The sequence below is a fragment of the Streptomyces erythrochromogenes genome (genome assembly GCF_036170895.1).
Classification (GTDB): Bacteria; Actinomycetota; Actinomycetes; order Streptomycetales; family Streptomycetaceae; genus Streptomyces; species Streptomyces erythrochromogenes.
Genome location: NZ_CP108036.1, coordinates 4304728 through 4327463, shown reverse-complemented (window position 1 = coordinate 4327463; position 22736 = coordinate 4304728). Strand labels below are relative to the sequence as shown.

Below are 22736 nucleotides of genomic sequence, written 5' to 3'. Positions count from 1 at the left end.
TCCCGGACGGGGTCCCGCCCACCGGCGTACTACGACGCCTTCAGCAGCGCGTCGTCACGCCACTTCAGCACCTTGTCGAAGCTCACCACGGCGCCCCGGCCCGGACGGTTGCGGAACCGGACGTGGTCGGAGAGTTCGGCGATCAGGTGCAGGCCCCGGCCGTGTTCGGCCAGGGCGGGTCTCCGGCGGGCCACCGTGGCGGGCGGGAATCCCGGCCCGGAGTCGGTCACCTCGATGCGGCAGCAGTCCCCGTCCAGATAGGCCGTGACGTGGTATGCCTCGGTCTCGTCCGGGACGCCGCCGCCCCCGCCGTGCTCCACCGCGTTCGCACAGGCTTCGCTCAGCGCCACCGAGAGATCGAAGGAGATGTCCGGGTCCACCCCCGCGGTCTCCATCGTCCCCAGCAGCAGTCGCCTGGCGAGCGACACGCTCGCGGCTTCGCGCCTCAAGTGGAGAGACCACCAGATGCTCATACGGTTACCTATTGCCGCCCGCGAGGGGCCGTAAGCGCCCTTGGGCCGTCCGGGACCTCATTGCACACGTCCGGCGGATGCGGATCTTCCGGACCTGCCGTATGGAGGGCATCAGCGCAGTGCGATGATGTCCCGGCCATGTCTGACCCCCACGCGACGCACGCCGGAGCCGGCCTCCGGCTGATACGGGCCGCGGTGTTCACCGCGGTCTGTGTCGTGCTGTCCGCGGCCGGGCACGCCCTGGCGTCCTGCGCCACCGTGCCCTGGTGGTCCCTGTGCATCGGCTTCCTCGCCGTCTTCGCGATCGCGGCCCCGCTCGCGGGACGCCGCCGGACGCTGTCCGGCCTCGCCGCCGGGCTCACCGCCGGGCAGCTCTCGCTGCACGCGCTGTTCGGCCTCGGCCAGCACAGCACCTCGGCCGCCCAGACACCCGGGGGTGCCTCCGACGCCTCGCTCGCGGAACTCGCCGCCCGGCTGGTGTGCGGAGGCAACTCCGTACCCCTGAGCCCGGCCGACGCCCGCCGGATCCTGGAATCCGCCGGCCTGGACCCGGCCGCCCTGGCCGAGCAGGCCGCGGAGCAGGGCCATGGCGTGCACGTGGCCCAGGCCGTCACCACCGCTCCCGAGACCGGCCTGTTCAGCCCGGCCATGCTGCTCGGACACCTGCTGGCCGCGCTGGTCGCCGGCTGGCTGCTCGGCCGCGGCGACGCCGCGCTCTTCCGGCTCGTCGAACTGTCCCGGCTCACCGCCGAAGCGGCCCCGATGCGCCCGCTGCGCGCCGCACTCGCCTTCGTACGCGCCCTCGGCGCCGGACTCGGCACGTCCGCCCGCACCCCGCGGACCGGCCGCCGGACCGGAACCGACCCCGCGGCCTCGACGGGCCGGGAGGCACTCCAGCACACGGTGATCCGCCGCGGGCCGCCCGCGGCGTTCGCCCTCGCAGCCTGACGCGGCACCCGCCTCCCCGGGACACACAGCGGGAGCACCGGTGCCGCGTACTCCGCGCGCGCCCGTGCGCGGAGCCACCGCCACCACTGCTTCCGTGGAGTGTTTCTGCCATGAAGACCTCTCGCGTCTCCTTCGCCGCCGCCCTCGCCGCCGGCTCCGTCCTCGTCCTCTCCGGCACCGCCTTCGCGCACGTCGGCGTGCAGCCGATCGGCGAAGCCGCCAAGGGCGGTTACGCGACGCTCAACTTCAAGGTCCCCAACGAGCGCGACAACGCCTCGACCACGCAGCTCGAGGTCAACTTCCCGGTCGACCAGCCCCTCACGTCCGTCATGCCGCAGGACATCCCCGGCTGGACCGTGAACGTCGAGAAGACGAAGCTCGACAAGCCCCTGACCGTGCACGGCAAGCAGGTCAACGAGGTCGTCACCAAGGTGACCTGGTCCGGCGGCAAGATCGGCCCGGGCATGTTCCAGCAGTTCCCGGTCTCCGTCGGCAAGCTGCCCGAGAACGCCGACCAGATGGTCTTCAAGGCGATCCAGACCTACGACAACAGCGAGGTCGTGCGCTGGATCGAGGAGGCCAAGGAAGGCGCCGCGGAACCGCAGACCCCGGCACCCGTGCTGAAGCTGACCGCCGCGAAGGGCGACGACCACCACGCCGGCGCCAAGACCGACGAGGCGAAGAACTCCGGGAAGGACGCCGGCAAGGACGCGGGCCACGGCCACGACGAGGCCGCCGCCGACCACGGCTCCGACACCACCGCGCGCGCCCTCGGCATCGCCGGCATCGTCGTCGGACTCGGCGGCGTCGCCTTCGGCATCGCCTCGCGCCGCCGCTCCGCCTGACCGGCCGCGCCCCGGGCGCTGTCGCTCCGTACATCCCCCTCCCTACATCCCCGATCCCAGGGACATCTCTCCATGCGCACCACACGTGTGACGGTCGCCGCGCTCCTCGCCGCGGCCGTACTCACCCTCACCGCCTGTGGCACCGAACCCGCCAAGAACAGCGGGGTCACCCAGATCTCCGGCGGTCAGGACGCCAAGAAGGCGGCCACCGTCCTGGACCGCCCGTTCAACAAGCCGGAGCTCGTCCTGACGGACACCACCGGCAAGCCGTGGAACCTCCGCGAACAGACCAAGGGCAAGCCGACGCTCATCTACTTCGGCTACACCAACTGCCCCGACGTGTGCCCGCTGACGATGAGCAACGTCGCCGTCGCCAAGAAGAACCTCCCGAAGGAGGACCAGGACAACCTCCGCGTCGTCTTCGTCACCACCGACCCCGAACGGGACACTCCCGAATCCCTCGGTGCCTGGCTCAAGGCGCAGGACCCGTCCTTCATCGGGCTCACCGGGGACTTCGCGACCATCCAGGCCGCCGCACGAAGCCTCGGCATCGGTATCGATCCCGCCAAGAAGGAGGCCGACGGCAGCGTCGTCTCCATGCACGGCGCGCAGGTCATCGCGTTCTCGCCCAAGACCGACGAGGGCTACGTCCTCTACGGCGAGGGCACGACCGTCGACGACTACGCCAAGGATCTGCCGAAGCTCATCAAGGGGGAGAACCCGTGAACACCCGCACCATCCGTACCCTCGCCGCCGCCCTCTCCCTGACGGCAGCGCTCGCCATATCCGGCTGCTCCGGCGACAGCGAGCCCGAGATGACCGTCAGCGGAGCCTTCATGCCGCAGCCCGTCAACGACAAGATGGCCGGCGGCTTCATGGTCATCAAGAACGGCTCCGGCACCGCCGACAAGCTCACCGGTGCCACCTCCTCCCTCTCCGACGATCTCCAGATCCACGAGACCAAGGACCAGAAGATGCAGCAGGTCCAATCGATGGACGTGCCGGCGAACGGCGAGCTCAAGCTGGAGCGCGGCGGCAACCACATCATGTTCATGGGGCTCAAGAGCACTCCCAAGGTCGGCGACAAGGTCGCCGTCGAACTCCGCTTCGAGAAGGCCGGCTCCGTCAAGGTCGAGCTGGACGTGAAGGAACGCACGTACAACGCGCAGGCTCCGACATCCACGGCCGGCCACGGCCACTGACGGACCGAGGACTGACACGCCATGACGGCCACCGCCCCCGCCCCCTCCACGGCCCGCGCCCGTGCCACGGCATTCCTGCCACGGCTCGCGCTGGTCCTCGCAGCTCTGCTGGCGACCCTGTTCACCGCGGCCGCACCGGCCACGGCGCACGCCGCACTCACCGCGAGCGACCCCACGGACGGGGCGGTGGTCGCCACGGCACCCGCCCAGGTCACGCTCTCCTTCTCGGAGCAGGTCGCCATGGGCGACGATTCGATCCGCGTCCTCGACCCGCAGGGGCGACGGGTGGACACCGGTGAACTGCGCGACATGTGCAGCGGGAACACCATCCGCTACGGCACCGCGCTTCACTCCGGCCTGCCCAACGGCACCTACACCGTCGCCTGGCAGGCCGTCTCGGCAGACAGCCACCCCATCTCCGGCGCGTTCACCTTCTCCATCGGCGCGCCCTCGGCCACCGAGGTCTCCCTCCCCACCACGACGGCGGGCGGCGGGCCCGTCGGGATCGCCTACGGTATCGCCCGCTACGCCGCCTACGCCGGCTACACCGTCCTGGTGGGCGGCGCGGCGTTCGTCCTGCTGTGCTGGCGCCGGGGCGCCGCCGAGCGGCCGCTCCAGAAGCTCGTCGTGCGGGCCTGGGTCACCCTGACCGCCGCCACCCTGGCGATGCTGGTGCTGCGGACTCCGTACACGGGGTCCGGCCGGTTCGCCGACGCCTTCGACCTGGAAGGGCTCCGGGCGGTCCTGGAGACGAAGACGGGCGCGTCGCTGGTCTCCCGGCTGCTCCTGCTGGGCGCGGCCGCCCTCTTCGTCGCGGTCCTCTTCGGCGTGTACGCGCGCCGCCTGGAGGACGGCCGGAGCGAAGAGGAGGAGGCCGGGGACATCAACGACCTCACATTCGGCCTCGCCATCGGCGGCGCCGTGGTCTCCGGCGGCATCGCGGCCACCTGGGCCCTGTCCGAGCACGCGTCGACCGGTATCCAGGCCGGTCTGGCCATGCCCGCCGACATCCTCCACATGCTGGCCGTGGCCACCTGGCTCGGCGGTCTCTGCGCGTTGCTCGTCGCTCTGCACAAGGTGCCGGGGATCGAGCGCTCGGCGGTCCGGCGGTTCTCCCGAGTCGCCTTCGTCAGCGTGGTGGTCCTGGCCGTCACCGGGGTCTACCAGGCCTGGCGACAGACCGGCACCTGGTCCGCGCTCACCGGCACCGAGTACGGGCGGCTGCTGCTCCTCAAGGTCGCCCTGGTGGCGCTTCTGCTCGCCGTCGCCTACACCTCGCGGAAGTGGACCGCCCGGCTCGCCGAGTCCCCCGCCGTGCTCGAAGCGGCCGACGTGAAGGTGGGCACGCCGGTCACCGCAGCCGACGATGTTTCACGTGAAACAGAGCCCGCGGCCGTACCCGTGGACCGGGAGCGCGCCGCGCAGCTCGCCCGGCAGCGGGCCGCTCTGGACAGCGCACGCGAGAAGCGGGTGCGTGACGCGGACCCGGACCGCGCGGGCCTGCGCCGCTCCGTCCTGGCCGAGGCGGCGATCGCCGTGGTCCTGCTCGCGGTGACCACGGTCCTCACGAGCACCGAGCCCGGGCGCACCGTCGAGCAGGAGGCGGCCCGCGGCTCCACCGCCACGGCGGTTCCCGACCGTGCCGTGAAGATCACCCTGCCGTTCGACACCGGCGGCTCGAACGGCAAGGGATCCGTCCGGCTGGAGCTCGACCCGGGCCGGGTCGGCGCCAACACCCTGCACCTCTGGGCGGACACCGGCGACGGGCAGCCCTTCGACCTCCCCGAGGTCAAGGTCGCCTTCACCCTCCCGGCCAAGGACATCGGCCCGCTGCCGGTCGTCCCCGACCAGGCCGCCCCCGGGCACTGGACCGCATCCGGCGTCCAACTGCCGCTCGCCGGCGAATGGCGCATCGATGTGACCGTCCGTACGTCCGACATCGACCAGACCACCGTCCAGAAGACCGTGAAGATCGGCTGACCAGCGTGACCGAGAGCAACCCCGACATCGAGATCTCCCGGCGCCGGCTGCTGGGCACCGTCGGCGCCGCAGGCGCCGCCGGCCTGGCCCTCGGCGGCGCGAGCGGCGCCCTCGCGCACTCCGCGCTCGCCGGCTCCGGCAGCGGCTCGGCCACCGGAGCGGCAGGGAGCCTTTCCTCCCTCGGAGCCACACAGGTCGCATTCCACGGGGACCACCAGGCCGGCATCACCACGCCCCTGCAGGCCAAGGGGCACGTCGTCGCCTTCGACCTGGCCCCCGGGGCGGGCCGTACCGAGGCCGCGGCGCTGTTGCGGCGCTGGTCGGACACCGCGCGGCGGCTCATGGCGGGCGAGACCGCCCCGACCGCCGACAGCGGTATCGCCCTCGACGCCGGACCGTCCTCCCTCACGGTCACCTTCGGCTTCGGACACTCCTTCTTCGAGCGCACCGGCCTCGGCGCCCGCCGCCCCTCCGCCCTCGACCCGCTGCCCGACTTCTCCTCCGACCGGCTCGACGCCCAGCGCAGCAACGGCGACCTGTGGGTCCAGATCGGCGCGAACGACGGACTCGTCGCCTTCCACGCCCTGCGCGCACTCCAGAAGGACGCCGGGGACGCCGCGCGCATCCGCTGGCAGATGAACGGCTTCAACCGGTCCCCCGGCGCGACCGGCACCCCGATGACCGCCCGCAACCTCATGGGGCAGGTCGACGGCACCGGCAACCCGAAGCCCTCCGAGCCCGACTTCGACAAGCGGATCTTCGTTCCCGCCGCGGGCCCCGGGCCCGCGGAGCACGCCTGGATGGGCGGGGGCTCGTACGCCGTCGTGAGGCGCATCCGCATGCTCCTCGACGACTGGGACAAGCAGTCGCTCGCGCAGCAGGAGCAGGTGATCGGCCGGACCAAGGCCACCGGCGCCCCGCTGACGGGGGGCGGTGAGACCACCGAGATGGAACTCGACAAGATCGGCCCCGACGGCAAGCCCGTCATCCCGTCCAACGCCCACGCCCGTATCTCGGCCCCCGAGCAGAACGGCGGGGCCGCCATGCTGCGGCGCCCCTTCTCCTTCCACGACGGGATCGGCTCCGACGGCGCTCCCGACGCCGGGCTCCTGTTCATCTGCTGGCAGGCCGACCCGCTGCGCGGGTTCGTACCCGTACAGCGCAAGCTCGACCGCGGGGATGCGCTGTCGGCGTTCATCCGGCACGAGTCCAGCGGCCTGTACGCGGTGCCGCCCGGGCCGCGCAGCGGCGAGTACGTGGGTCAGCGGCTGCTCGAAGGATGAACAGCGCCGCGGTGGCCGGCACCCCGGCATTAGGCTGATCGCATGTCAGCCACCCGCTTCACGTATCTCGGTCCCGAGGGCACCTTCACCGAGGCCGCCCTGCGCACCCTGCCGGAAGCCGCGACCCGGGAGCTCGTCCCGATGGTGTCGGTGCCGGCCGCCCTGGACGCCGTGCGCAACGGCGAGGCGGCCGCCGCCCTCGTGCCGATCGAGAACTCGGTGGAGGGCGGGGTCACGGCCACCCTCGACGAGCTGGCCTCGGGCGAACCGCTGATGATCTACCGCGAGGTGCTGCTGCCCATCGCGTTCGCCCTGCTCGTACGGCCTGGCACCGCCCTGTCGGACGTGAAGACCGTCACCGGGCACCCGGTCGCCCAGCCACAGGTACGGAACTGGCTGCGGGCGAACCTGCCCGACGCGGTGTGGGAGTCTGCGGCCTCGAACGCCGACGGCGCCCGGCTGGTCCAGGAGGGGCGCTTCGACGCCGCCTTCGCGGGCGAGTTCGCCGCCGCCACCTACGGCCTCGTCCCGCTGGTCACCGAGATCCACGATGCGGAGAACGCCGAGACCCGGTTCGTACTGGTGGGACGCCCTGCGCGGCCGGCCGCACCGACCGGCGCCGACAAGACGTCCGTCGTGCTGTGGCTCGGCGACGACCACCCGGGTGCGCTGCTGGAGCTCCTCCAGGAGTTCGCGGTCCGCGGGGTGAACCTGATGCTGATCCAGTCCCGTCCGACCGGACAGGGCATCGGCAACTACTGCTTCGCCGTCGACGCGGAGGGCCACATCTCGGACCGGCGGGTCAGCGAGGCGCTCATGGGCCTCAAGCGGACCTGTCCCCAGGTCCGCTTCCTCGGCTCCTACCCCCGTGCCGGTGTCGCGCAGAGTGACGTCCGCTCCCCGCGGCACGGAACCACCGATGGCGACTTCACGGCCGCCTCCGACTGGCTGGCGCGCTGCCTCGACGGCCGGGCGTAGCGTCGTCCACTGTCCACAGAGTTATCCACAGGCCGAGATGGGGACCTGGGGACAAGTCGACAGAGCGGTACGACAAGGTCGACAAATCGGTCGGGTGGCTCAGGTTTCGCCCTGGGAAGCGGTAGGTGAACGGTGTCACCCCTGTATCGCCGATCAACTCTTTGGAGCGAGTCATTCCCACCCGAATGAGTGTGTGAGGGCGGTTTGAACCCTGATTCACCTCGGCCATCCACCGATCAGGAATGATCTATTCCTGTGTCCACAGATGCAGCACACAGCCTGTGGATAAGCTGCGGACGGTCACAATTCCTGTGGACAAGAACCCCTCCGGCCCTGCTCAGGGACAGCTCGGGATCCGGCATTGTGCCCCTTTTCGGGGAATGGGCCCGCTTTTATTGACAGCCCGAGAAGGGTCACTTCCGGTCAGCGATCAAGACTTATCCATTCGTTGCAATTGGGACATAGCGACACGCAGCGTGATATCGGTGTGATCCCAGGAAGCCCAGCCCGGTAGCCTGGAGGGGTGATTGACCTCCGGCTGCTCCGTGAAGACCCTGACCGTGTCCGCGCCTCGCAGCGCGCTCGTGGAGAGGACGTCGAGCTCGTCGACGCCCTGCTCTCCGCGGACGAGCGCCGCAGGTCCTCTGGCATGCGCTTCGACGAACTGCGCAATGAGCAGAGGTCGCTCGGCAAGCTCATCCCGAAGGCCTCCCCGGAGGAGCGGGCGGAGCTGCTGAAGAAGGCCGAGCAGCTGAAGCAGGACGTCAAGGCCGCCGAAGCCGAGCAGAACGAGGCCGACGAAGCCGCCAAGAGCCTTCTCCTCCAGCTCGGCAACATCGTCCACGAGGACGTTCCGGTCGGCGGCGAAGAGGACTTCACCGTCCTGGAGACGCACGGCACCATCCGCGACTTCGCCGCCGAGGGCTTCGAGCCCAAGGACCACCTGGAGCTCGGCGAGCTCCTGGGTGCCATCGATGTCGAGCGCGGTGCCAAGGTCTCGGGCTCGCGCTTCTACTACCTGACCGGTGTGGGCGCCCTGCTGGAGCTGGCGCTGGTCAACGCCGCGATCGCGCAGGCCACCGAGGCCGGCTTCATCCCGATGCTGACCCCGGCGCTGGTCCGCCCGCGCGCCATGGAGGGCACCGGCTTCCTCGGCCAGGCCGCGGAGAACGTCTACCACCTGGAGAAGGACGACTACTACCTGGTCGGCACCTCCGAGGTCCCGCTCGCCGCGTACCACATGGACGAGATCATCGAGGGCGACAAGCTGCCGCTCCGATACGCCGGCTTCTCCCCGTGCTTTCGCCGCGAGGCCGGTACGTACGGCAAGGACACCCGCGGCATCTTCCGCGTCCACCAGTTCGACAAGGTCGAGATGTTCTCGTACGTCGCGCCGGAGGACGCCGAGGCCGAGCACCAGCGACTCCTGGAGTGGGAGAAGCAGTGGCTGACCAGCCTGGAACTGCCGTTCCAGGTGATCGACGTCGCCACCGGTGACCTGGGCGCCTCCGCCTCGCGCAAGTTCGACTGCGAGGCGTGGATCCCGACCCAGGGCAAGTACCGCGAGCTGACCTCCGCCTCGAACTGCGACAGCTTCCAGGCCCGCCGCCTGTCGATCCGCTACCGCGACGGCAAGAAGACCCAGCCGCTGTCCACGCTGAACGGCACCCTGTGCGCGGTTCCGCGCACGATCGTGGCGATCCTCGAGAACCACCAGCTGGCCGACGGTTCCGTGCGGGTGCCCGAGGCGCTCCGTCCGTACCTCGGCGGCCGCGAGGTCCTGGAGCCGATCAACAAGTGAGCCCGGCCCCGTTCCCGTACAAGCTCGTCGCAACCGACCTCGACGGCACGCTGCTGCGTGGCGACGACACCGTCTCGGAACGAACCCGTGAAGCGCTCGTCGCGGCCACCGCGGCGGGCGCGGCGCACATCATCGTCACCGGCCGTGCCGTGCCCTGGACGCGTCACGTACTGGACGATCTCGGCTACAAGGGGATCGCCGTCTGCGGACAGGGCGCCCAGGTCTACGACGCGGGTGCGCACCGGCTGTTGACCTCGGTGACGCTGGACCGGCAGCTGGCCGGACTGGCGCTCTCGAAGCTGGAGGCCGAGGTCGGTCCGCTGGCCCTGGCCGCCAGCCGTGACGGGGTGGACGGCGAGGTCCTGTTCGGGCCCGGCTACCAGGTGCAGGAGGGCCTCCCGGCGCTCTACCTGGAGGACACCGCCGCAGTGTGGACGGCTCCGCTCAACAAGCTGTACATCCAGCACCCGGAGCTGGACGACGACCAGCTCGTCAAGGCGGCCCGGGAGACCGTGGGCAGCCTGGTCGACGTCGTCATGGCGGGTCCCGGCATAGTCGAAATACTGCCGCTGGGCCTGACGAAGGCCACCGGCCTGTCCCTGGCCGCGCGCCGGCTCCGGGTGAAGGCGGCGGAGACGATCGCCTTCGGCGACATGCCGAACGACATCCCGATGTTCGGCTGGGCCGCCCACGGCGTGGCCATGGCCAACGCCCATCCGGAACTCAAGGCAGTGGCCGACGAGGTGACGACCTCCAACGAGGAGGACGGGATCGCGGTGGTGCTGGAGCGTCTGCTGGGCGCCGCATAGCCCGCGGAATGTACGAGAGGTCCGGGGCAGCCCGCGCCAGAAGGCGCGCTCGAAGTGGCTGCCCCGGACCTTTTTGTTGCTCCCCGCACGACTCACTCTGCCCCGCCCCGAAGCCCCTTACCAGCGAATTTCCCATCAGCCGTGAAACCGACGGCGCCGCCAGTAGGCGACGGTGAGCACGCCCAGCAGCGGCCCCCACAACAGCAATGGCGCGTAGGACAGGCTGAAGATCCGCAGGGCGAGCCCGGTGGGCGCGTCGGGATTCGCAGCGTTGACGTCGGTCCACGTCACGGCGCCGAGGCAGGTGATGCCGGTGAGCGCGAGCGCGCCCAGCGCCGCGGGGACCACCGCCACCAGCGGGTGGAACCGGCGCCCGCCCAGCCTGGGGATCCAGCGGGGCAGCTCCTCGCCCCAGCGCCGCACCAGGCCGAGGCTCAACAGGCCCAAGCCCTCCTGCAGGAGGGTGACGAGGACGAGGACCAGGGATTCCCGGCCCGGGTAGTACGAGTGGTGCAGATCGCTACCCGGGCCCCAGCCCATGGGGATGCCGGCCGCGATCGCGAGCCGCCACACACAGCTGGGGAGCACGGTCAGCGAGGCCAGCATGGCCAGCCGCCGCAGGTGTGGGGAGACTCCGGGCAGGGCGTCCGAGGCCGGCGCGAGGGCGGCGGAGGCGGGGGCCGAGGTCATCGTCCAATTCCTTTCAGGGTGGGGATGGTTGACGGATCCGAGCCTCGTCGGCTTCGGCTTCGCGGGCCATACGCCGATCAGCAGGGTCGGGGGCGCCGTCGGGCGTGTGGATCTGCCGGACGGCAGATGGTCGGGCGTCGACATGTGTTCGTAGGGTCGGCTCATGACCGTCAACCTCCGTGCCGTATGCGCCCCGTTACTGGCTTCGGCCGCGCTCGCGAGCATCGTCGGCACCCTCCTGGGGGTGCCCGCGACATGGCTGATGCTCTGGGCGGGCTTCCTGCTCCTGCTGCTCGCCCTGGTGGCCCGCTGGTCGCCGGTGCGTCCGGGGGCCGTCGCGGGTGGTCTGGGCGTGGTCGCGGTCTCGGTGTGGCCCGTTCCACTGGTGTGGGAGAGCGGTTCATGGCTGGAGCTCAGCGGCGTGGCGGGCTTCTGGGCCGTCCCGGCACTCGGGGCGGCGCTGGCCGGCGGCTACCTGCGCCGCCAGGCGTCCCGGATGGAGCAGGCCGTTCGGGATGCGCGGCGCGGCCAGCAGCTGGAACTGGCCCGCGATCTGCACGACTTCGTGGCACACGACGTGAGCGCCATCGTCGTCCAGGCCCAGGCCGCGAGGTTCGTGGCCGAACAGGATCCCGGGCAGGCGGTCCGCGCGCTGGAGCGGATCGAGACGGCGGGGTTGAGCGCACTGGCGTCGATGGACCGCACCGTGCACGCGCTCCAGGAGGCCGCGGGTGGGCCGACGGCTCCGGTTCCGGGCCTGGCCCAACTGCCGGAGCTGGTGGACCGGTTCGAGGGCGGAGCCCTGGAAACCGACCCCGTGGCCGTACGGGAGCTGTCGCGGGAGGCGGACACCACCGCCTACCGGGTGGCCGTCGAAGCGCTGACGAACGTACGCCGGCACGCGCCCGGGGCAGCCGTGGTCCGGGTCGCCGTACGCCGGGCCGGCGCGGGCACCGAGCTCAGCGTGACCAACTCTGCCGCCCCGCGCGGCGGGGGCGGGCTGCTGGCCCGCCGCAGGCGGGGCGGTACCGGGCTCGCCGGTCTGCGCGCACGGGTGGAGGCGGCGGGCGGAACCCTGCGGGCCGGGGCGGCCGAGGACGGCGGATGGCGGGTTTGTGCCGTCTTCCCGGCGGAGGGGACCGCCCTCAGGTGATCACGCCGGCGTGACCACACGCATCCTGATAGCCGATGACCAAGAGGACATCCGCAGCGGTTTCCGGCTCATCCTCGATTCGCAGCCGGACATGACCGTCGTGGGGGAGGCGGCGGACGGGGAGCGCGCGGTGGTGCTGGCCCGGCAGCTGCGGCCCGACGTGGTGCTCGCGGACATCCGGATGCCACGGCTCGACGGGCTGGAGGTGACCCGCCTGCTGGCACCCGAGACGCGGGTGGTGGTCGTGACCACCTTCGACCTCGACGAGTACGTGCATACCGCGCTGCGCAACGGCGCCTGCGGCTTTCTGCTGAAGCGGTCCGGACCGGCGCTGCTCATCGAGGGCGTACGGGCCGCGATGGCGGGGGACACCCTGATCAGTCCGCAGATCACGGTGCGGCTGCTGAGCCGGCTGACGCAGCCGGCTCCGGTCGCCCTGCCTGCGGCACACCCGCTGACGGAGCGGGAGCTGGAGATCGTACGGCTGGTGGCGCGCGGGCTCACCAACGCCGAGATCGGCGCGGAGCTGTTCATCACCGCGGGCACGGCCAAGACCCACATCGCGAACGTCCAGGCCAAGACCGGGGCCCGGAACCGGGTGGGGATCGCCGCATGGGCATGGGAGCACGGCGTCGCGAAAGCGGAGGCCGACTAGTCACGTTTCACGTGAAACGCGGCGGTTCTTCACGTGAGGCGATGTTTCACGTGAAACAACGTGGCGCGTGAGCGGCCAGGACAGCAGTCCGACGGCGAGCGCGATGGCGTGGCCGAGGTCGGTGAAGGTGCCGCCGGTGGCGAGGGGGATCCCGAAGAAGGCGATCACTCCGGCCAGGTAGAACCATCTCCAGGGGTTGGGAAGGCGGTAGGTGAGGACACCGATCGAGGCCGCGAGACCGTAGCTGACGCCGATGTCGACGACGTGGGTCATGCTGCGGGGGGCCCGGTGGTCCTGGATGGCCGTCAGAAGGACCTTCTGGCTGATCAGGGTGGCGACGACATGGGCGGTGGCCACGATCACGAGCCAGCGAAGTGTTCCGAGCCAGCGTTCGACGGGTGCGTGGAGCACCTCGAAGAGCACGGCGTAGAGGGCGAGAGACGCCGGGTTCGCGATCCAGAACGCGCTGCTGATGAGGGCTCGGACGGGGTGCTGGACGAGCTGGTGGATGTTGCTGCTGTTGCGGTGGAGCAGGACACGGTCCAGCTGGTCCGGCGCTATCGCGACGATGATGCTGGTCACGGCGATGATCAGCAGCCAGATGTGCGTTCCGGGCGAGGAACGTATCCAGGACCGCAGGGGCCGGGACGGCTCCGGGTCGGTGCGCTCGCTCATGCACCGATGATGACCCGCAAAGCTGTGCCCCGCCTGGCCGGTGGGCCGGGCGGGGCACTGTTGCGCGAGTACTGCGGCCGGGTCCTACTCCTCGCCGGCCAGCGTGAGGCGGCGCAGCTTCTGGCCCGCGTAGACGGTGGCCCCGACGGTGACCACGACGAGCAGGACCGACGCGGTGGGCAGGGCCACTGTGGCGTCGACGTACCCCTCCCCGGCGACCTTCTCGGCCAGGGCCAGGGCCCACTGCTGGACGCTGAGGGTCTTGGCGCCCGAGACCAGGCTGCCGAAGAGCGACTCCCAGATCAGGGCGTAGACCAGGCCGAAGACGACCGCGTGCCGGCTGACCGTGCCCAGCAGCAGGAACAGGGCGCTGTAGGCGATCGAGGCCACGAGTGCGGCGATCGTGTAGGCGACGGCGATCTGCTGGCCGTTGCCGTTGAGGATGAAGCCGGCGATCAGGGTGGGGATCGCGGAGAAGGCCATGGTGACGGCGATCGCCACGATCAGCTTGGTCATGATGATCGTCGGCCGCTTCACCGGCTTGGCCAGCAGGTAGACGATGGAGCCGTCGTCGATCTCGGGACCGATGGCGCCGGTGCCGGCGATCACGCCGATCAGCGGGACCATCGTGGCGAGGGCGAAGCCGCCGAGGAGGTCTGCCGCGACCTTGTCGTCAACACCCGTGAAGGCGCGGACGGCGAGGGCGATGACGATCAGCAGGGCGGGAAGTGCGAAGAGGATCAGCGCGCGGCGCCGGCCGAGCAGGGCCCGGTAAGTGAGCCGGGCAACGGTGGGGTCGTACATGGGTGCCAGCTCCTTTCAGGCCGTGACGAGGTAGGAGAAGACCGACTCGAGGGACTCGTCGGAGGGCGAGACCGTCAGCAGCCGGATGCCGTGCTGTCGGGCCACGACGGGCAGCAGCTCGGTGAACCGGCCGAAGTCGACAGCCTGGATGCGCAGCGCGCCCTCCTTCAGGTCGACCTCGATGCCGGCCGTGGAGGGGTCGGCGATCAGGGCCGCGGCCAGGGACCGGTCGTCGGAGGAGCGGACCAGGTAGCGGTGCGGGCGGTCCGTCATCAGGCGGCGGATCTTGCGGAAGTCGCCGGAGGCGGCGTGCCGTCCGGCCACGACCACCTCGATGTGCGAGGCGAGCTGCTCGACCTCCTCCAGGATGTGGGAGGAGAACAGGACGGTGCGTCCTTCGTCGCCCATGCGCCGCAGCAGGTCCATCAGCTGCATGCGCTGGCGGGGGTCCATGCCGTTGAACGGCTCGTCCAGGAGCAGCACGGACGGGTCGTGGACGAGGGCGGACGCCATCTTCACGCGCTGGCGCATGCCCTTGGAGTAGGTGGAGATCTTGCGGTCCTGCGCGTACTCCATCTCGACGGTGGCGAGTGCGCGCTGCGCGGCCGCGTCGTCGAGGCCGTGGAGCTCGGCGTTGGCGACGACGAACTCACGGCCGGTGAGGAAGTCGTACATCGCCTCGCGCTCGGGCACGACGCCCACGTGCTTGTAGATCTGCTCGTTGCGCCAGATCGGGGCGCCGTCGAGGGTGACGGTGCCCGTGGAGGGGGCGAGGAAGCCGCCCATCATGTTGATGAGGGTGGACTTGCCCGCACCGTTGGGGCCCAGCAGTCCCGTGACACCGGGGCCGATGCGCATGGTCACGTCGTTGACGGCGACGACGTTCCCGAACCAGCGGGAGGTGTGGTCGATGTCGATGGTGGTCACAGCCCGGCCTTCCGGTAGCGGGCCATCAGGGCGGCGTAGGAGCCGGCGATCAGGCCGAGGGCGACGAGCAGGTAGACGAAGCCGATGCCGGCCGAGGGGCCCTCACCGCCGGGGAAGGCGGAGGTGGCGCCGAGGAACGCGGTCTGCACGCCGTCGATCAGGGTGATCGGGGAGAACAGTCCCAGCCAGTCGATGGCTCCCGCGTTCCCGGTGCTGTAGGCGATGCCCTGCACCGCGGTGACCGCGCCGTAGGGGATCAGCAGCACCGCGATGATCGCCGCGACGCCGAACCCGCGGCGCGGAGTGAGCGCGGCCATCACCAGGCCGATCCCGGAGAACAGCAGCGAGAGCAGCAGAACCGACACGAGTCCTTGCCCGAATCCCTTGGTCTGGTCGGCGAAGTCGAACTTCGCCAGGAGCGCCCCGATCCACATGATCAGCAGCGGCGTCGCGGTGAGGATGAACATGGCCGAGGCCATGGCCGCGAACTTGGCCACGACGTAGTCGACGCGCTCGATGGGCCGCGAGAAGTAGAGCGGAACCGTCTTGAAACGCAGGTCCCGCGAGACGGACTGCGGCGCCTGGGAGGCGAGGTAGAGGCCGATGACCACCTGGGTGGTCAGGGCGTACGTCGTGTACTTGATCGGCAGGTCCGTGGAGCCGGGCACCGCGATGGCCACGGCGACGATGATCAGCGCCGGAACGCACATCACCGCGAAGAGCAGCATCGGGAGGACCTTGGACTTGGCGGACCGGCCGAGCCCGTAGGCGCCGCGCAGGGACTGCGAGAACAGCGACTTGCGGGCGTAGGCGCGGCCGAGCCGGGGTCCGTCGTAGGACCGGTAGCCGATGTTGTGGATCTGTGTCGACGTTTCAGGCGCCATCGGAACCGGCTCCCTTCTGCTGAGCGGTGTACGCGGGCTGGTCGTTGTCGCGGAAGACCTCCGCGATGTGGTGGCGGCGCTGTTCCATGCGGACCAGGCCGATGCCCAGTTCCGCGACGGTGTCGCGGATGGTGTCGTAGGTGTCCTCGCCGGTGGCCTCGACGAGGAGGATGTGGCCGGCGCCGGGCAGGCCCTGCTCCGCACCGGCGTGCAGGGTGAGGCCCGCCTCGGCCAGTGCCTTGCGCAGGGCGGTGGTGCCGTCCGGGTGGGTGTCGGAGTCGGTGACCTCGACCGCGAGGGTCGTGGTGGTCTGGGTGAAGTCGCTGGTGGAGCTGGAGCGCAGCAGCTTGCCGCCGTCGACGACCACGACGTGGTCGCACGTCCTCTCCAGCTCGCCGAGGAGGTGGGAGGTGACCAGGACGGAGATGCCGAAGTCGGTGTAGACGCGGCGGATCAGGCCGAGCATCTCGTCGCGGCCGACCGGGTCCAGGCCGTTGGTCGGCTCGTCGAGCAGAACCAGCTGGGGGTCGTGGACGAGTGCCTGGGCGAGCTTGACGCGCTGCTTCATGCCGGTGGAGTAGCCGCCGATGGGGCGGTAGCGCTCCTCGTACAGCCCGACGTGGCGCAGGGTGTCGGCGGTGCGCTCGCGGGCCGCGGTCGGCGGCAGCCCGGACATGCGCGCCATGTGGACGACGAACTCGGTGGCCGAGACGTCGGGTGGCAGGCAGTCGTGTTCGGGCATGTACCCGACGCGTTCACGGATGGCGCTGCCATGCGTATTGACGTCGAGGCCGAGTACGGCGGCGCTGCCCTCGGTGGCGGGGGACAGTCCCAGCAGAATCTTGATCAGCGTGGACTTGCCGGCTCCGTTGGCACCCACGAGCCCGGTCACGCCGGGGCCGATGTCCAGGGAGAGCCGGTCGAGGGCGGTCACTCGGGGGTACCGCTTGCTCAGGCTTTCAGTCGCGATGACAGTCACGGACCCGACGTTAGTGGCGCGGTTCCCGTGAGGCGTCAGACCTGGAGCTGGATCCCGTCTCCGCCTTCAGGCGTACATGCCCGTACTGGAGGCTGATGTGGACCGGACAACTTTGTCCACAGGTCCGTGCACGACCCTTGACGTGATCTCCGGTCATTGTCACATTCATCAGTGTCAACTTACGGGCGCGTACGGCTACACGGATGGACGGGCTGACATGGCTGGGGACACCAGGCAACGCACCGCGCGGCACTCCGGACGGCTCTCCGCCGACCTGAGCGGGTTCAGAGAGGTGCAGCGCCTCTCGTACGAGTGCGCCGAGGCGGTCGCGGCCCAGCTGAGGCCCGGAGTGACCGAGCGCGAGGCCGCGCGCATGCAGCGCGAGTGGCTGCGCGACCGCGGGGTGCGGGACTGGTTCCACCTGCCGTTCGCCTGGTTCGGGGACCGCACCGCCTTCGCGAACTTCCGGATCCCGCTCCAGTTCTTCCCGACCAACCGGCGGCTGGAGCCGGGCATGCCGTTCATCCTCGACATGGCGCCGGTCTACAAGGGTTTCTCGGCGGACATCGGCTACTCGGGCAGTCTGGGCCTGAATCCGGTGCAGGACCGGCTCATGTCCGATCTGCAGGCGCACCGGGTGCTGATCCTGGAGCAGGTGCGCGAGCGCCGCTCGCTGCGGGAGATCTACGAGGACGTCGAGCGGCTGATGAACCGGCAGGGGTACGCCAACCGGCACCGCGCCTACCCCTTCGGCGTGATCGCCCACAAGATCGGCCGGGTGAAGGAGCGACGCTGGTCGCCGACGGCGTTCGGATTCGGCGCCCAGTCCCTCAAGGGGCTGGCGAGTGACGCCCTGCACGGGCACCGTGAGGGCTGGTCCCCGCTGTGGAGCCCGTACCACTTCTCCGACCACCCGCCGCAGCCCGGCCTGTGGGCGGTGGAACCGCACCTGGGCTTCCGGGGCACCGGCGCGAAGTTCGAGGAGATCCTCGTGGTCACCGACTCACGGGACCCCGAGGAGAGCGCGTTCTGGCTCGACGACGATCTGCCGCACGTGCGGCGCTGGGCCGAGGAGGAGAGGGCAGCATGAGCGGCATGACCGGATCAGGAGCGGCGGAACTCGCGGGTGCGCGGGAACACTGGGTGCGCACCGGCGGGATCGAGTTGTGCGTGGTCGAGCTCGGCGAGAAGGGCCGCCCGACCGTGCTGCTGGTGCACGGCTACCCGGACAGCAAGGAGGTCTGGACGGAGGTCGCCGAGCGGCTCGCGACCCGCTTCCACGTCGTGCTCTACGATGTGCGCGGCCACGGGCGCTCCACCGCGCCGCAGCCGCTGCGCGGCGGCTTCACCCTGGAGAAGCTGACCGACGACTTCCTGGCGGTGGCGGACGCGGTCAGTCCGGACCGGCCGGTACACCTGGTCGGCCACGACTGGGGTTCCGTACAGGGCTGGGAGTTCGCGACCGTCGGCCGTACGGAGGGGCGGATCGCGTCCTTCACCTCGATGTCGGGGCCTTCCCTGGATCACTTCGGGCACTGGATCAAGAAGCGCGTGTCGCGGCCGACCCCGCGTGCGGCGGCGCAGCTGCTCGGTCAGGGCGCCAAGTCCTGGTACGTCTACATGCTGCACACGCCCGTCCTGCCGGAGCTCGCCTGGCGCGGACCGCTCGGCAAGCGGTGGCCCCAGATGCTGCAGCGCGTCGAGAAGGTGCCGGCCGGCTCCTACCCGACGGCCTCGCTGCCCTCGGACGCTGCCCACGGCGCTTGGCTCTACCGTGACAACGTGCGCCCGAGGCTGCGCCGGCCGCGCTCCGACGCCTACGCCCACGTGCCGGTGCAGCTGATCACTCCGACCGGGGACGCTTTCCTGTCCGAGCGGCTCTACGACGGCCTGGAGCGGTGGGCCCCGGACCTGCTGCGGCGGACCCTGCCCGCCAAGCACTGGATACCCCGGACCCGGCCCGACCAGCTGGCCTCCTGGATCGCCGAGTTCGTCACGGCCCGGGAGGAGCCGACCTCGCGGGCACCCGAGCAGAAGGCCCCGGCCAAGTACGCCGACCGATTCGGCGGCCAGCTGGTCCTGGTCACCGGCGCGGCCAGCGGCATCGGCCGGGCCACCGCCTTCGCCTTCGCCGAGGCGGGAGCACGGGTGGTGGCTGTGGACCGGGACGCGGAGGGCGCGGCGCGCACGGCCGACATGGCCCGCCTCGTCGGCGCCTCCGAGGCCTGGGCGGAGTGCGTGGACGTCAGCGACGAGCAGGCGATGGAGAAGCTGGCGGCGAAGGTCGCCGCCGAGTACGGAATCGTCGACGTCCTGGTCAACAACGCCGGGATCGGCATGTCGGGGGCCTTCCTCGACACCACTGCCGAGGACTGGAAGAAGGTCTTGGACGTCAATCTGTGGGGGGTCATCCACGGCTGCCGGATCTTCGGGAAGCAGATGGCCGAACGCGGTCAGGGCGGGCACATCGTCAACACCGCCTCCGCCGCGGCCTATCTGCCCTCCCGCACCCTGCCCGCCTACAGCACCTCGAAGGCCGCGGTGCTGATGCTGTCAGAATGCCTGCGCGCGGAGCTCGCCTCGAAGTCCATCGGCGTCTCCGCGATCTGCCCCGGCATCGTCAACACCAACATCACCGCCACCTCGCGCTTCGCCGGGGTGGACCAGGCCGAGGAGAAGCGCCGGCAGGAACGCTCCTCGCGGCTGTACGGCCTGCGCAACTTCCCGCCGGAGAAGGTCGCCGACGCGATCCTGCGCGCCGTGGTCCGCAACGAGGCGGTCGTGCCGGTCACGCCCGAGTCCAAGGGCGCCCTGTGGATGTCCCGCTTCACCCCGCGCGCCCTGCGGCGCATCGCACGGCTGGAGCCCCGGCTGTGAGCGGGGGCCCGAGAGAGCCCGGCACGGCCATACCCCGCTCCTTCCTGCGGTCGTACCATCCCTCGCAGGAGGGCTCGCTGCGCAGGGCGGTCGAGTACCTTGCGGCTCCACCTGCCGCCCGGGCCGCAGCCGGCGCGGTCGGCCGAGCCGCGATGTCGTAGGGAGCCGGGATTGTCCGATCAGGCGGTAGCCGAGTACCGGATCGAGGATCTGGCGCACCACAGCGGAGCGACGGTGCGCACGATCCGCGCGTACCAGGACCGCGGTCTGCTGCCCAAGCCCGAGCGGCGGGGCCGCTCCAACGTCTACCGGGACACGCACCTGGCGCGGCTGCGCCAGATCGCCGACCTCCTGGACCGCGGCTACACCCTGGCCTCCATCAAAGAGCTGCTGGAGGCCTGGGACGCGGGGCGCGGGCTGGGCGGCGTACTGGGGCTGGTCGCCGAGGTGCACGGGCCGTGGACCGACGAGGAGGCGGTCCGGATCAGCCGGGACGAGCTGAACGAACGGTTCGGCGGCCTGCCGGACGACGACGCCGTGAGCGAGGCCTGCGACCTGGGCGTGCTGGAGCGGGTCCCGGGGCGCCCGGACCAGTTCCTGGTGCCGTCCCCGCAAGAGCTGGCGGTGGCGGCCGAGCTGTACGCGGCCGGGGTGCCGCTCGCGGCCATCACCGGACACCTCCGGGAACTGCGGGGCCAGGTGGAGCACATCGCCTCGCGGTTCCTGGAGTTCACCACCGAGCACGTCTTCGCGCGCTACCTCGGGCAGGTGCCGCCCACGGACGCGGACGCCGCGGAGGCGGCGACGATGGTCCGGCGGCTGCGGCCGCTGGCCCAGCAGACCGTGGACGCGGAGCTGGCGCGGGCGATGCGGCTCTTCGCGACCCGACACCTCCAGCGGCACCTGGGAGCGGCCGGGGGGCCGCAGCCGACGGGCCCCTCACCGGTGGCGCTGCCGGCCGGGACGGTACGGGCGGTGCAGGAGCTGGTCGGCGCCGAGCACGTGGCGGAGTTCGTGCGGGCCGCGACGGAGCGGGAGCTCCAGGCCCGGACGATGAATGATCTGGCGCGCCGGGGTGACCGGTAGCCGTGCGCCCGTGGCGAGGCGGCCCGTAGCCGGGCGGCCGATAGCGGGGGCGATCCGTAGACCCGCCGACCCGCAGCGCCTGAACGGAATTGGTCCACAGGTTCCACAGGGCGGATCACGCGTTTGTCGTCAAAACCCGCCCAAACGGCTGTGGACAAGTCACCTTTTCCTGTGGGCAACTGAGACGGCGTCTCAACCGACGGCCTGGTACACGGTCCGGTCGGGGCCGACACCCGCCGGCGGCTCGGGCTCGCGGGCGTCGGTGACCTCGGGCGCGGCAGCGTCCTTCGCCCGGGTTCCGTAGAGGAAGGCCGCCAGCGCCAGACCGAGGATCCCGCCGAGGAGCTGGGCCGCGACGAAGCCCGGCAGCGACCCGGGCGATATGCCGGTGAAGGAGTCGCTGAAGCTGCGCCCGATGGTGCCGGCCGGGTTGGCGAAGGAGCCGGAGGAGGTGAACCAGATCGCGGCCGCGATGTACGCCGCCACCGCCGCCGGAACGAGCCTGTCGCGCCCGATGTGCCCCAGCCCCTGGATCACGAGGACGAGGCCGGCGGTGGCGATCACCTCGCCGACGAGCAGGTGGCCCCCGTCGAGCGCCTGGGTGGCGAAGGTGCCCGGGGTCCGGCCGAACATGGCCTCCGCGAGGACAGCGCCGCCGATGGCTCCGGCGGTCTGGGCCACGACGTAGACGAGCACCTCGCGGCCGCCGAGCCCCTTGCCGCCGGCACGGCGGACCCACCAGGAGGTGAGGGTGACCACCGGGTTGAGATGGGCTCCGGACAGCGGCCCGAAGAGGGTGATGATCAGCCCGAGGCCGATGGCCGACACGAACGAGTTGGCGATGAGGGCGACACCGGTGTCGGGGCTGAGTTCCGCGGCTTTGAGCCCGGAGCCGATCACGACCACGAGCAGGCCGGCGGTCCCGATCAGCTCGGCAGCCGCACGGCGTGGCAGAGAGGTATGGACTGTCATGGTTTCTCCCCCAGGGCAGAAGTGGCAATGGAAAATATATTCCGCATCTCGGAATGGCGATAGAGGGTGTCCACCGGCCGTCCACCGCCGCACGGCCGCCGAAAATCCCTGCCGGAGGGCCTCACGAGCGGGCACGCTGGGGTTCATGGATGAAAGACGCACCGTGAAGGTGTCCAAGTACGTCTCGAAACACCTGCGGCACCAGCCGGAACGGATCGGACTGGCGCTCGATCCCCACGGCTGGGTGGAGATCGACGATCTGCTGAGCGCCGCCGCAGCGCACGGCTTCCACTTCAGCCGCGCCGAGCTCGACCACGTCGTGGCCGCCAACGACAAGCAGCGGTTCGCCGTCGACGGCACCCGCATCCGAGCCAGCCAGGGGCACACCGTGGCCGTGGACCTGGACCTTCCGGAGGCCGAACCGCCCGCGTACCTCTACCACGGCACCGTGGCCGCCGCCCTCGACTCGATCCGCGCCGAGGGTCTGCGCCCGATGGCCCGCCACCACGTGCACCTGTCCCCCGACCGGGAGACCGCGACCCGGGTCGGCGCGCGCCGCGGCCGGCCCGTCGTCCTCAGCGTGGACGCCGGGGCGATGCGTGCGGCCGGGCACGTCTTCCGGATCAGCGCCAACGGGGTGTGGCTGGTGGACGCCGTGCCGCCGCAGTTCCTGCGCTTCCAGTAGCCCGGCCCAACAGCCCTTGCGCGGACGCCT

At 70.9% G+C, this 22736-nt stretch carries 23 protein-coding genes; 15 read left to right on the top strand and 8 right to left on the bottom strand.

What is annotated here, in order from left to right:
* Window positions 1-29: 29 nt before the first annotated feature.
* The gene (locus OHA91_RS19605) at window positions 30-473 is read right to left on the bottom strand and encodes an ATP-binding protein (protein ID WP_031156180.1); all 444 of its coding nucleotides are present in this window, start codon (window positions 471-473) and stop codon (window positions 30-32) included.
* Between the two features lie 138 nt (window positions 474-611).
* On the opposite strand from OHA91_RS19605, the gene OHA91_RS19600 reads away from it, so the two are divergent.
* The 9 genes from OHA91_RS19600 to OHA91_RS19560 all read left to right on the top strand — a co-directional run bounded on the left by OHA91_RS19600 (window position 612) and on the right by OHA91_RS19560 (window position 10319).
* Window positions 612-1421, top strand: coding sequence for a hypothetical protein (locus tag OHA91_RS19600; protein WP_031156178.1), 810 nt, complete (start codon window positions 612-614; stop codon window positions 1419-1421).
* 110 nt (window positions 1422-1531) lie between these two features.
* A complete protein-coding gene (locus tag OHA91_RS19595; protein ID WP_031156176.1) occupies window positions 1532-2266 on the top strand; it encodes a YcnI family copper-binding membrane protein in 735 nt (244 codons plus the stop codon).
* Window positions 2267-2338: 72 nt separating this feature from the next.
* Window positions 2339-2992, top strand: coding sequence for an SCO family protein (locus OHA91_RS19590; RefSeq protein WP_328739670.1), 654 nt, complete (start codon window positions 2339-2341; stop codon window positions 2990-2992).
* Window positions 2989-3468, top strand: coding sequence for a copper chaperone PCu(A)C (locus tag OHA91_RS19585; RefSeq protein WP_328739669.1), 480 nt, complete (start codon window positions 2989-2991; stop codon window positions 3466-3468). The genes OHA91_RS19590 and OHA91_RS19585 overlap by 4 nt, the downstream gene beginning before the upstream one ends.
* A gap of 21 nt (window positions 3469-3489) precedes the next feature.
* The gene (locus OHA91_RS19580; protein WP_328739668.1) at window positions 3490-5448 is read left to right on the top strand and encodes a copper resistance CopC/CopD family protein; all 1959 of its coding nucleotides are present in this window, start codon (window positions 3490-3492) and stop codon (window positions 5446-5448) included.
* Window positions 5445-6731, top strand: coding sequence for an iron uptake transporter deferrochelatase/peroxidase subunit (gene efeB / locus OHA91_RS19575; protein WP_408059243.1), 1287 nt, complete (start codon window positions 5445-5447; stop codon window positions 6729-6731). Before OHA91_RS19580 ends, efeB begins: the two co-directional genes overlap by 4 nt.
* Window positions 6732-6773: 42 nt before the next feature.
* Entirely contained in the window at window positions 6774-7709 is a 936-nt protein-coding gene (gene pheA / locus OHA91_RS19570) for a prephenate dehydratase (protein ID WP_031156165.1), read from the top strand.
* A gap of 523 nt (window positions 7710-8232) precedes the next feature.
* On the top strand, window positions 8233-9510 hold the full coding sequence (gene serS / locus OHA91_RS19565; RefSeq protein ID WP_328739667.1) for a serine--tRNA ligase: 1278 nt from the start codon (window positions 8233-8235) through the stop codon (window positions 9508-9510).
* Window positions 9507-10319, top strand: a complete 813-nt coding sequence (locus OHA91_RS19560) for an HAD family hydrolase (RefSeq protein ID WP_031156162.1) — start codon at window positions 9507-9509, stop codon at window positions 10317-10319. Before serS ends, OHA91_RS19560 begins: the two co-directional genes overlap by 4 nt.
* 135 nt (window positions 10320-10454) lie before the next feature.
* Here OHA91_RS19560 and OHA91_RS19555 read toward each other — a convergent pair whose 3' ends face one another.
* On the bottom strand, window positions 10455-11009 hold the full coding sequence (locus OHA91_RS19555; protein WP_328739666.1) for a hypothetical protein: 555 nt from the start codon (window positions 11007-11009) through the stop codon (window positions 10455-10457).
* A 163-nt stretch (window positions 11010-11172) separates the two neighbouring features.
* Here OHA91_RS19555 and OHA91_RS19550 point away from each other — a divergent pair, with 163 nt between their 5' ends.
* The gene (locus OHA91_RS19550) at window positions 11173-12162 is read left to right on the top strand and encodes a sensor histidine kinase (RefSeq protein ID WP_328739665.1); all 990 of its coding nucleotides are present in this window, start codon (window positions 11173-11175) and stop codon (window positions 12160-12162) included.
* Window positions 12163-12172: 10 nt separating this feature from the next.
* Window positions 12173-12817, top strand: a complete 645-nt coding sequence (locus OHA91_RS19545) for a response regulator (RefSeq protein ID WP_031156155.1) — start codon at window positions 12173-12175, stop codon at window positions 12815-12817.
* Here the strand turns inward: OHA91_RS19545 and OHA91_RS19540 are convergent, their stop codons facing one another.
* The 5 genes from OHA91_RS19540 to OHA91_RS19520 all read right to left on the bottom strand — a co-directional run bounded on the left by OHA91_RS19540 (window position 12818) and on the right by OHA91_RS19520 (window position 17086).
* A complete protein-coding gene (locus OHA91_RS19540) occupies window positions 12818-13492 on the bottom strand; it encodes a rhomboid-like protein (RefSeq protein WP_328739664.1) in 675 nt (224 codons plus the stop codon). It lies immediately after the preceding gene.
* An 84-nt stretch (window positions 13493-13576) separates the two neighbouring features.
* Window positions 13577-14296: an ABC transporter permease gene (locus OHA91_RS19535; protein WP_031156153.1), complete on the bottom strand. Its 720-nt coding sequence runs from the start codon at window positions 14294-14296 to the stop codon at window positions 13577-13579.
* A 15-nt stretch (window positions 14297-14311) separates the two neighbouring features.
* Window positions 14312-15223 (bottom strand): ABC transporter ATP-binding protein, encoded by a 912-nt coding sequence (locus OHA91_RS19530; RefSeq protein WP_266499516.1) that lies wholly within the window; start codon window positions 15221-15223, stop codon window positions 14312-14314.
* The gene (locus tag OHA91_RS19525) at window positions 15220-16107 is read right to left on the bottom strand and encodes an ABC transporter permease subunit (RefSeq protein ID WP_031156148.1); all 888 of its coding nucleotides are present in this window, start codon (window positions 16105-16107) and stop codon (window positions 15220-15222) included. The genes OHA91_RS19530 and OHA91_RS19525 overlap by 4 nt, the downstream gene beginning before the upstream one ends.
* On the bottom strand, window positions 16097-17086 hold the full coding sequence (locus OHA91_RS19520; RefSeq protein WP_078959540.1) for an ABC transporter ATP-binding protein: 990 nt from the start codon (window positions 17084-17086) through the stop codon (window positions 16097-16099). The genes OHA91_RS19525 and OHA91_RS19520 overlap by 11 nt, the downstream gene beginning before the upstream one ends.
* A 217-nt stretch (window positions 17087-17303) precedes the next feature.
* On the opposite strand from OHA91_RS19520, the gene OHA91_RS19515 reads away from it, so the two are divergent.
* The 3 genes from OHA91_RS19515 to OHA91_RS19505 all read left to right on the top strand — a co-directional run bounded on the left by OHA91_RS19515 (window position 17304) and on the right by OHA91_RS19505 (window position 21049).
* Window positions 17304-18176: a M24 family metallopeptidase gene (locus tag OHA91_RS19515; protein WP_037633589.1), complete on the top strand. Its 873-nt coding sequence runs from the start codon at window positions 17304-17306 to the stop codon at window positions 18174-18176.
* Window positions 18177-18181: 5 nt separating this feature from the next.
* Complete coding sequence (locus OHA91_RS19510; RefSeq protein WP_031156141.1) at window positions 18182-19963, top strand: SDR family oxidoreductase; 1782 nt, start codon at window positions 18182-18184, stop codon at window positions 19961-19963.
* Window positions 19964-20134: 171 nt separating this feature from the next.
* Window positions 20135-21049 carry a MerR family transcriptional regulator gene (locus OHA91_RS19505; RefSeq protein ID WP_031156139.1) on the top strand — a complete coding sequence of 305 codons (915 nt, stop codon included), beginning with the start codon at window positions 20135-20137 and terminating at the stop codon, window positions 21047-21049.
* A gap of 192 nt (window positions 21050-21241) precedes the next feature.
* On the opposite strand, the gene OHA91_RS19500 is transcribed toward OHA91_RS19505, so the two are convergent.
* Window positions 21242-22021 carry an aquaporin gene (locus OHA91_RS19500; protein WP_266499509.1) on the bottom strand — a complete coding sequence of 260 codons (780 nt, stop codon included), beginning with the start codon at window positions 22019-22021 and terminating at the stop codon, window positions 21242-21244.
* Between the two features lie 145 nt (window positions 22022-22166).
* Here OHA91_RS19500 and OHA91_RS19495 point away from each other — a divergent pair, with 145 nt between their 5' ends.
* Window positions 22167-22706, top strand: coding sequence for an RNA 2'-phosphotransferase (locus OHA91_RS19495; protein ID WP_031156136.1), 540 nt, complete (start codon window positions 22167-22169; stop codon window positions 22704-22706).
* Window positions 22707-22736 lie beyond the last annotated feature (30 nt).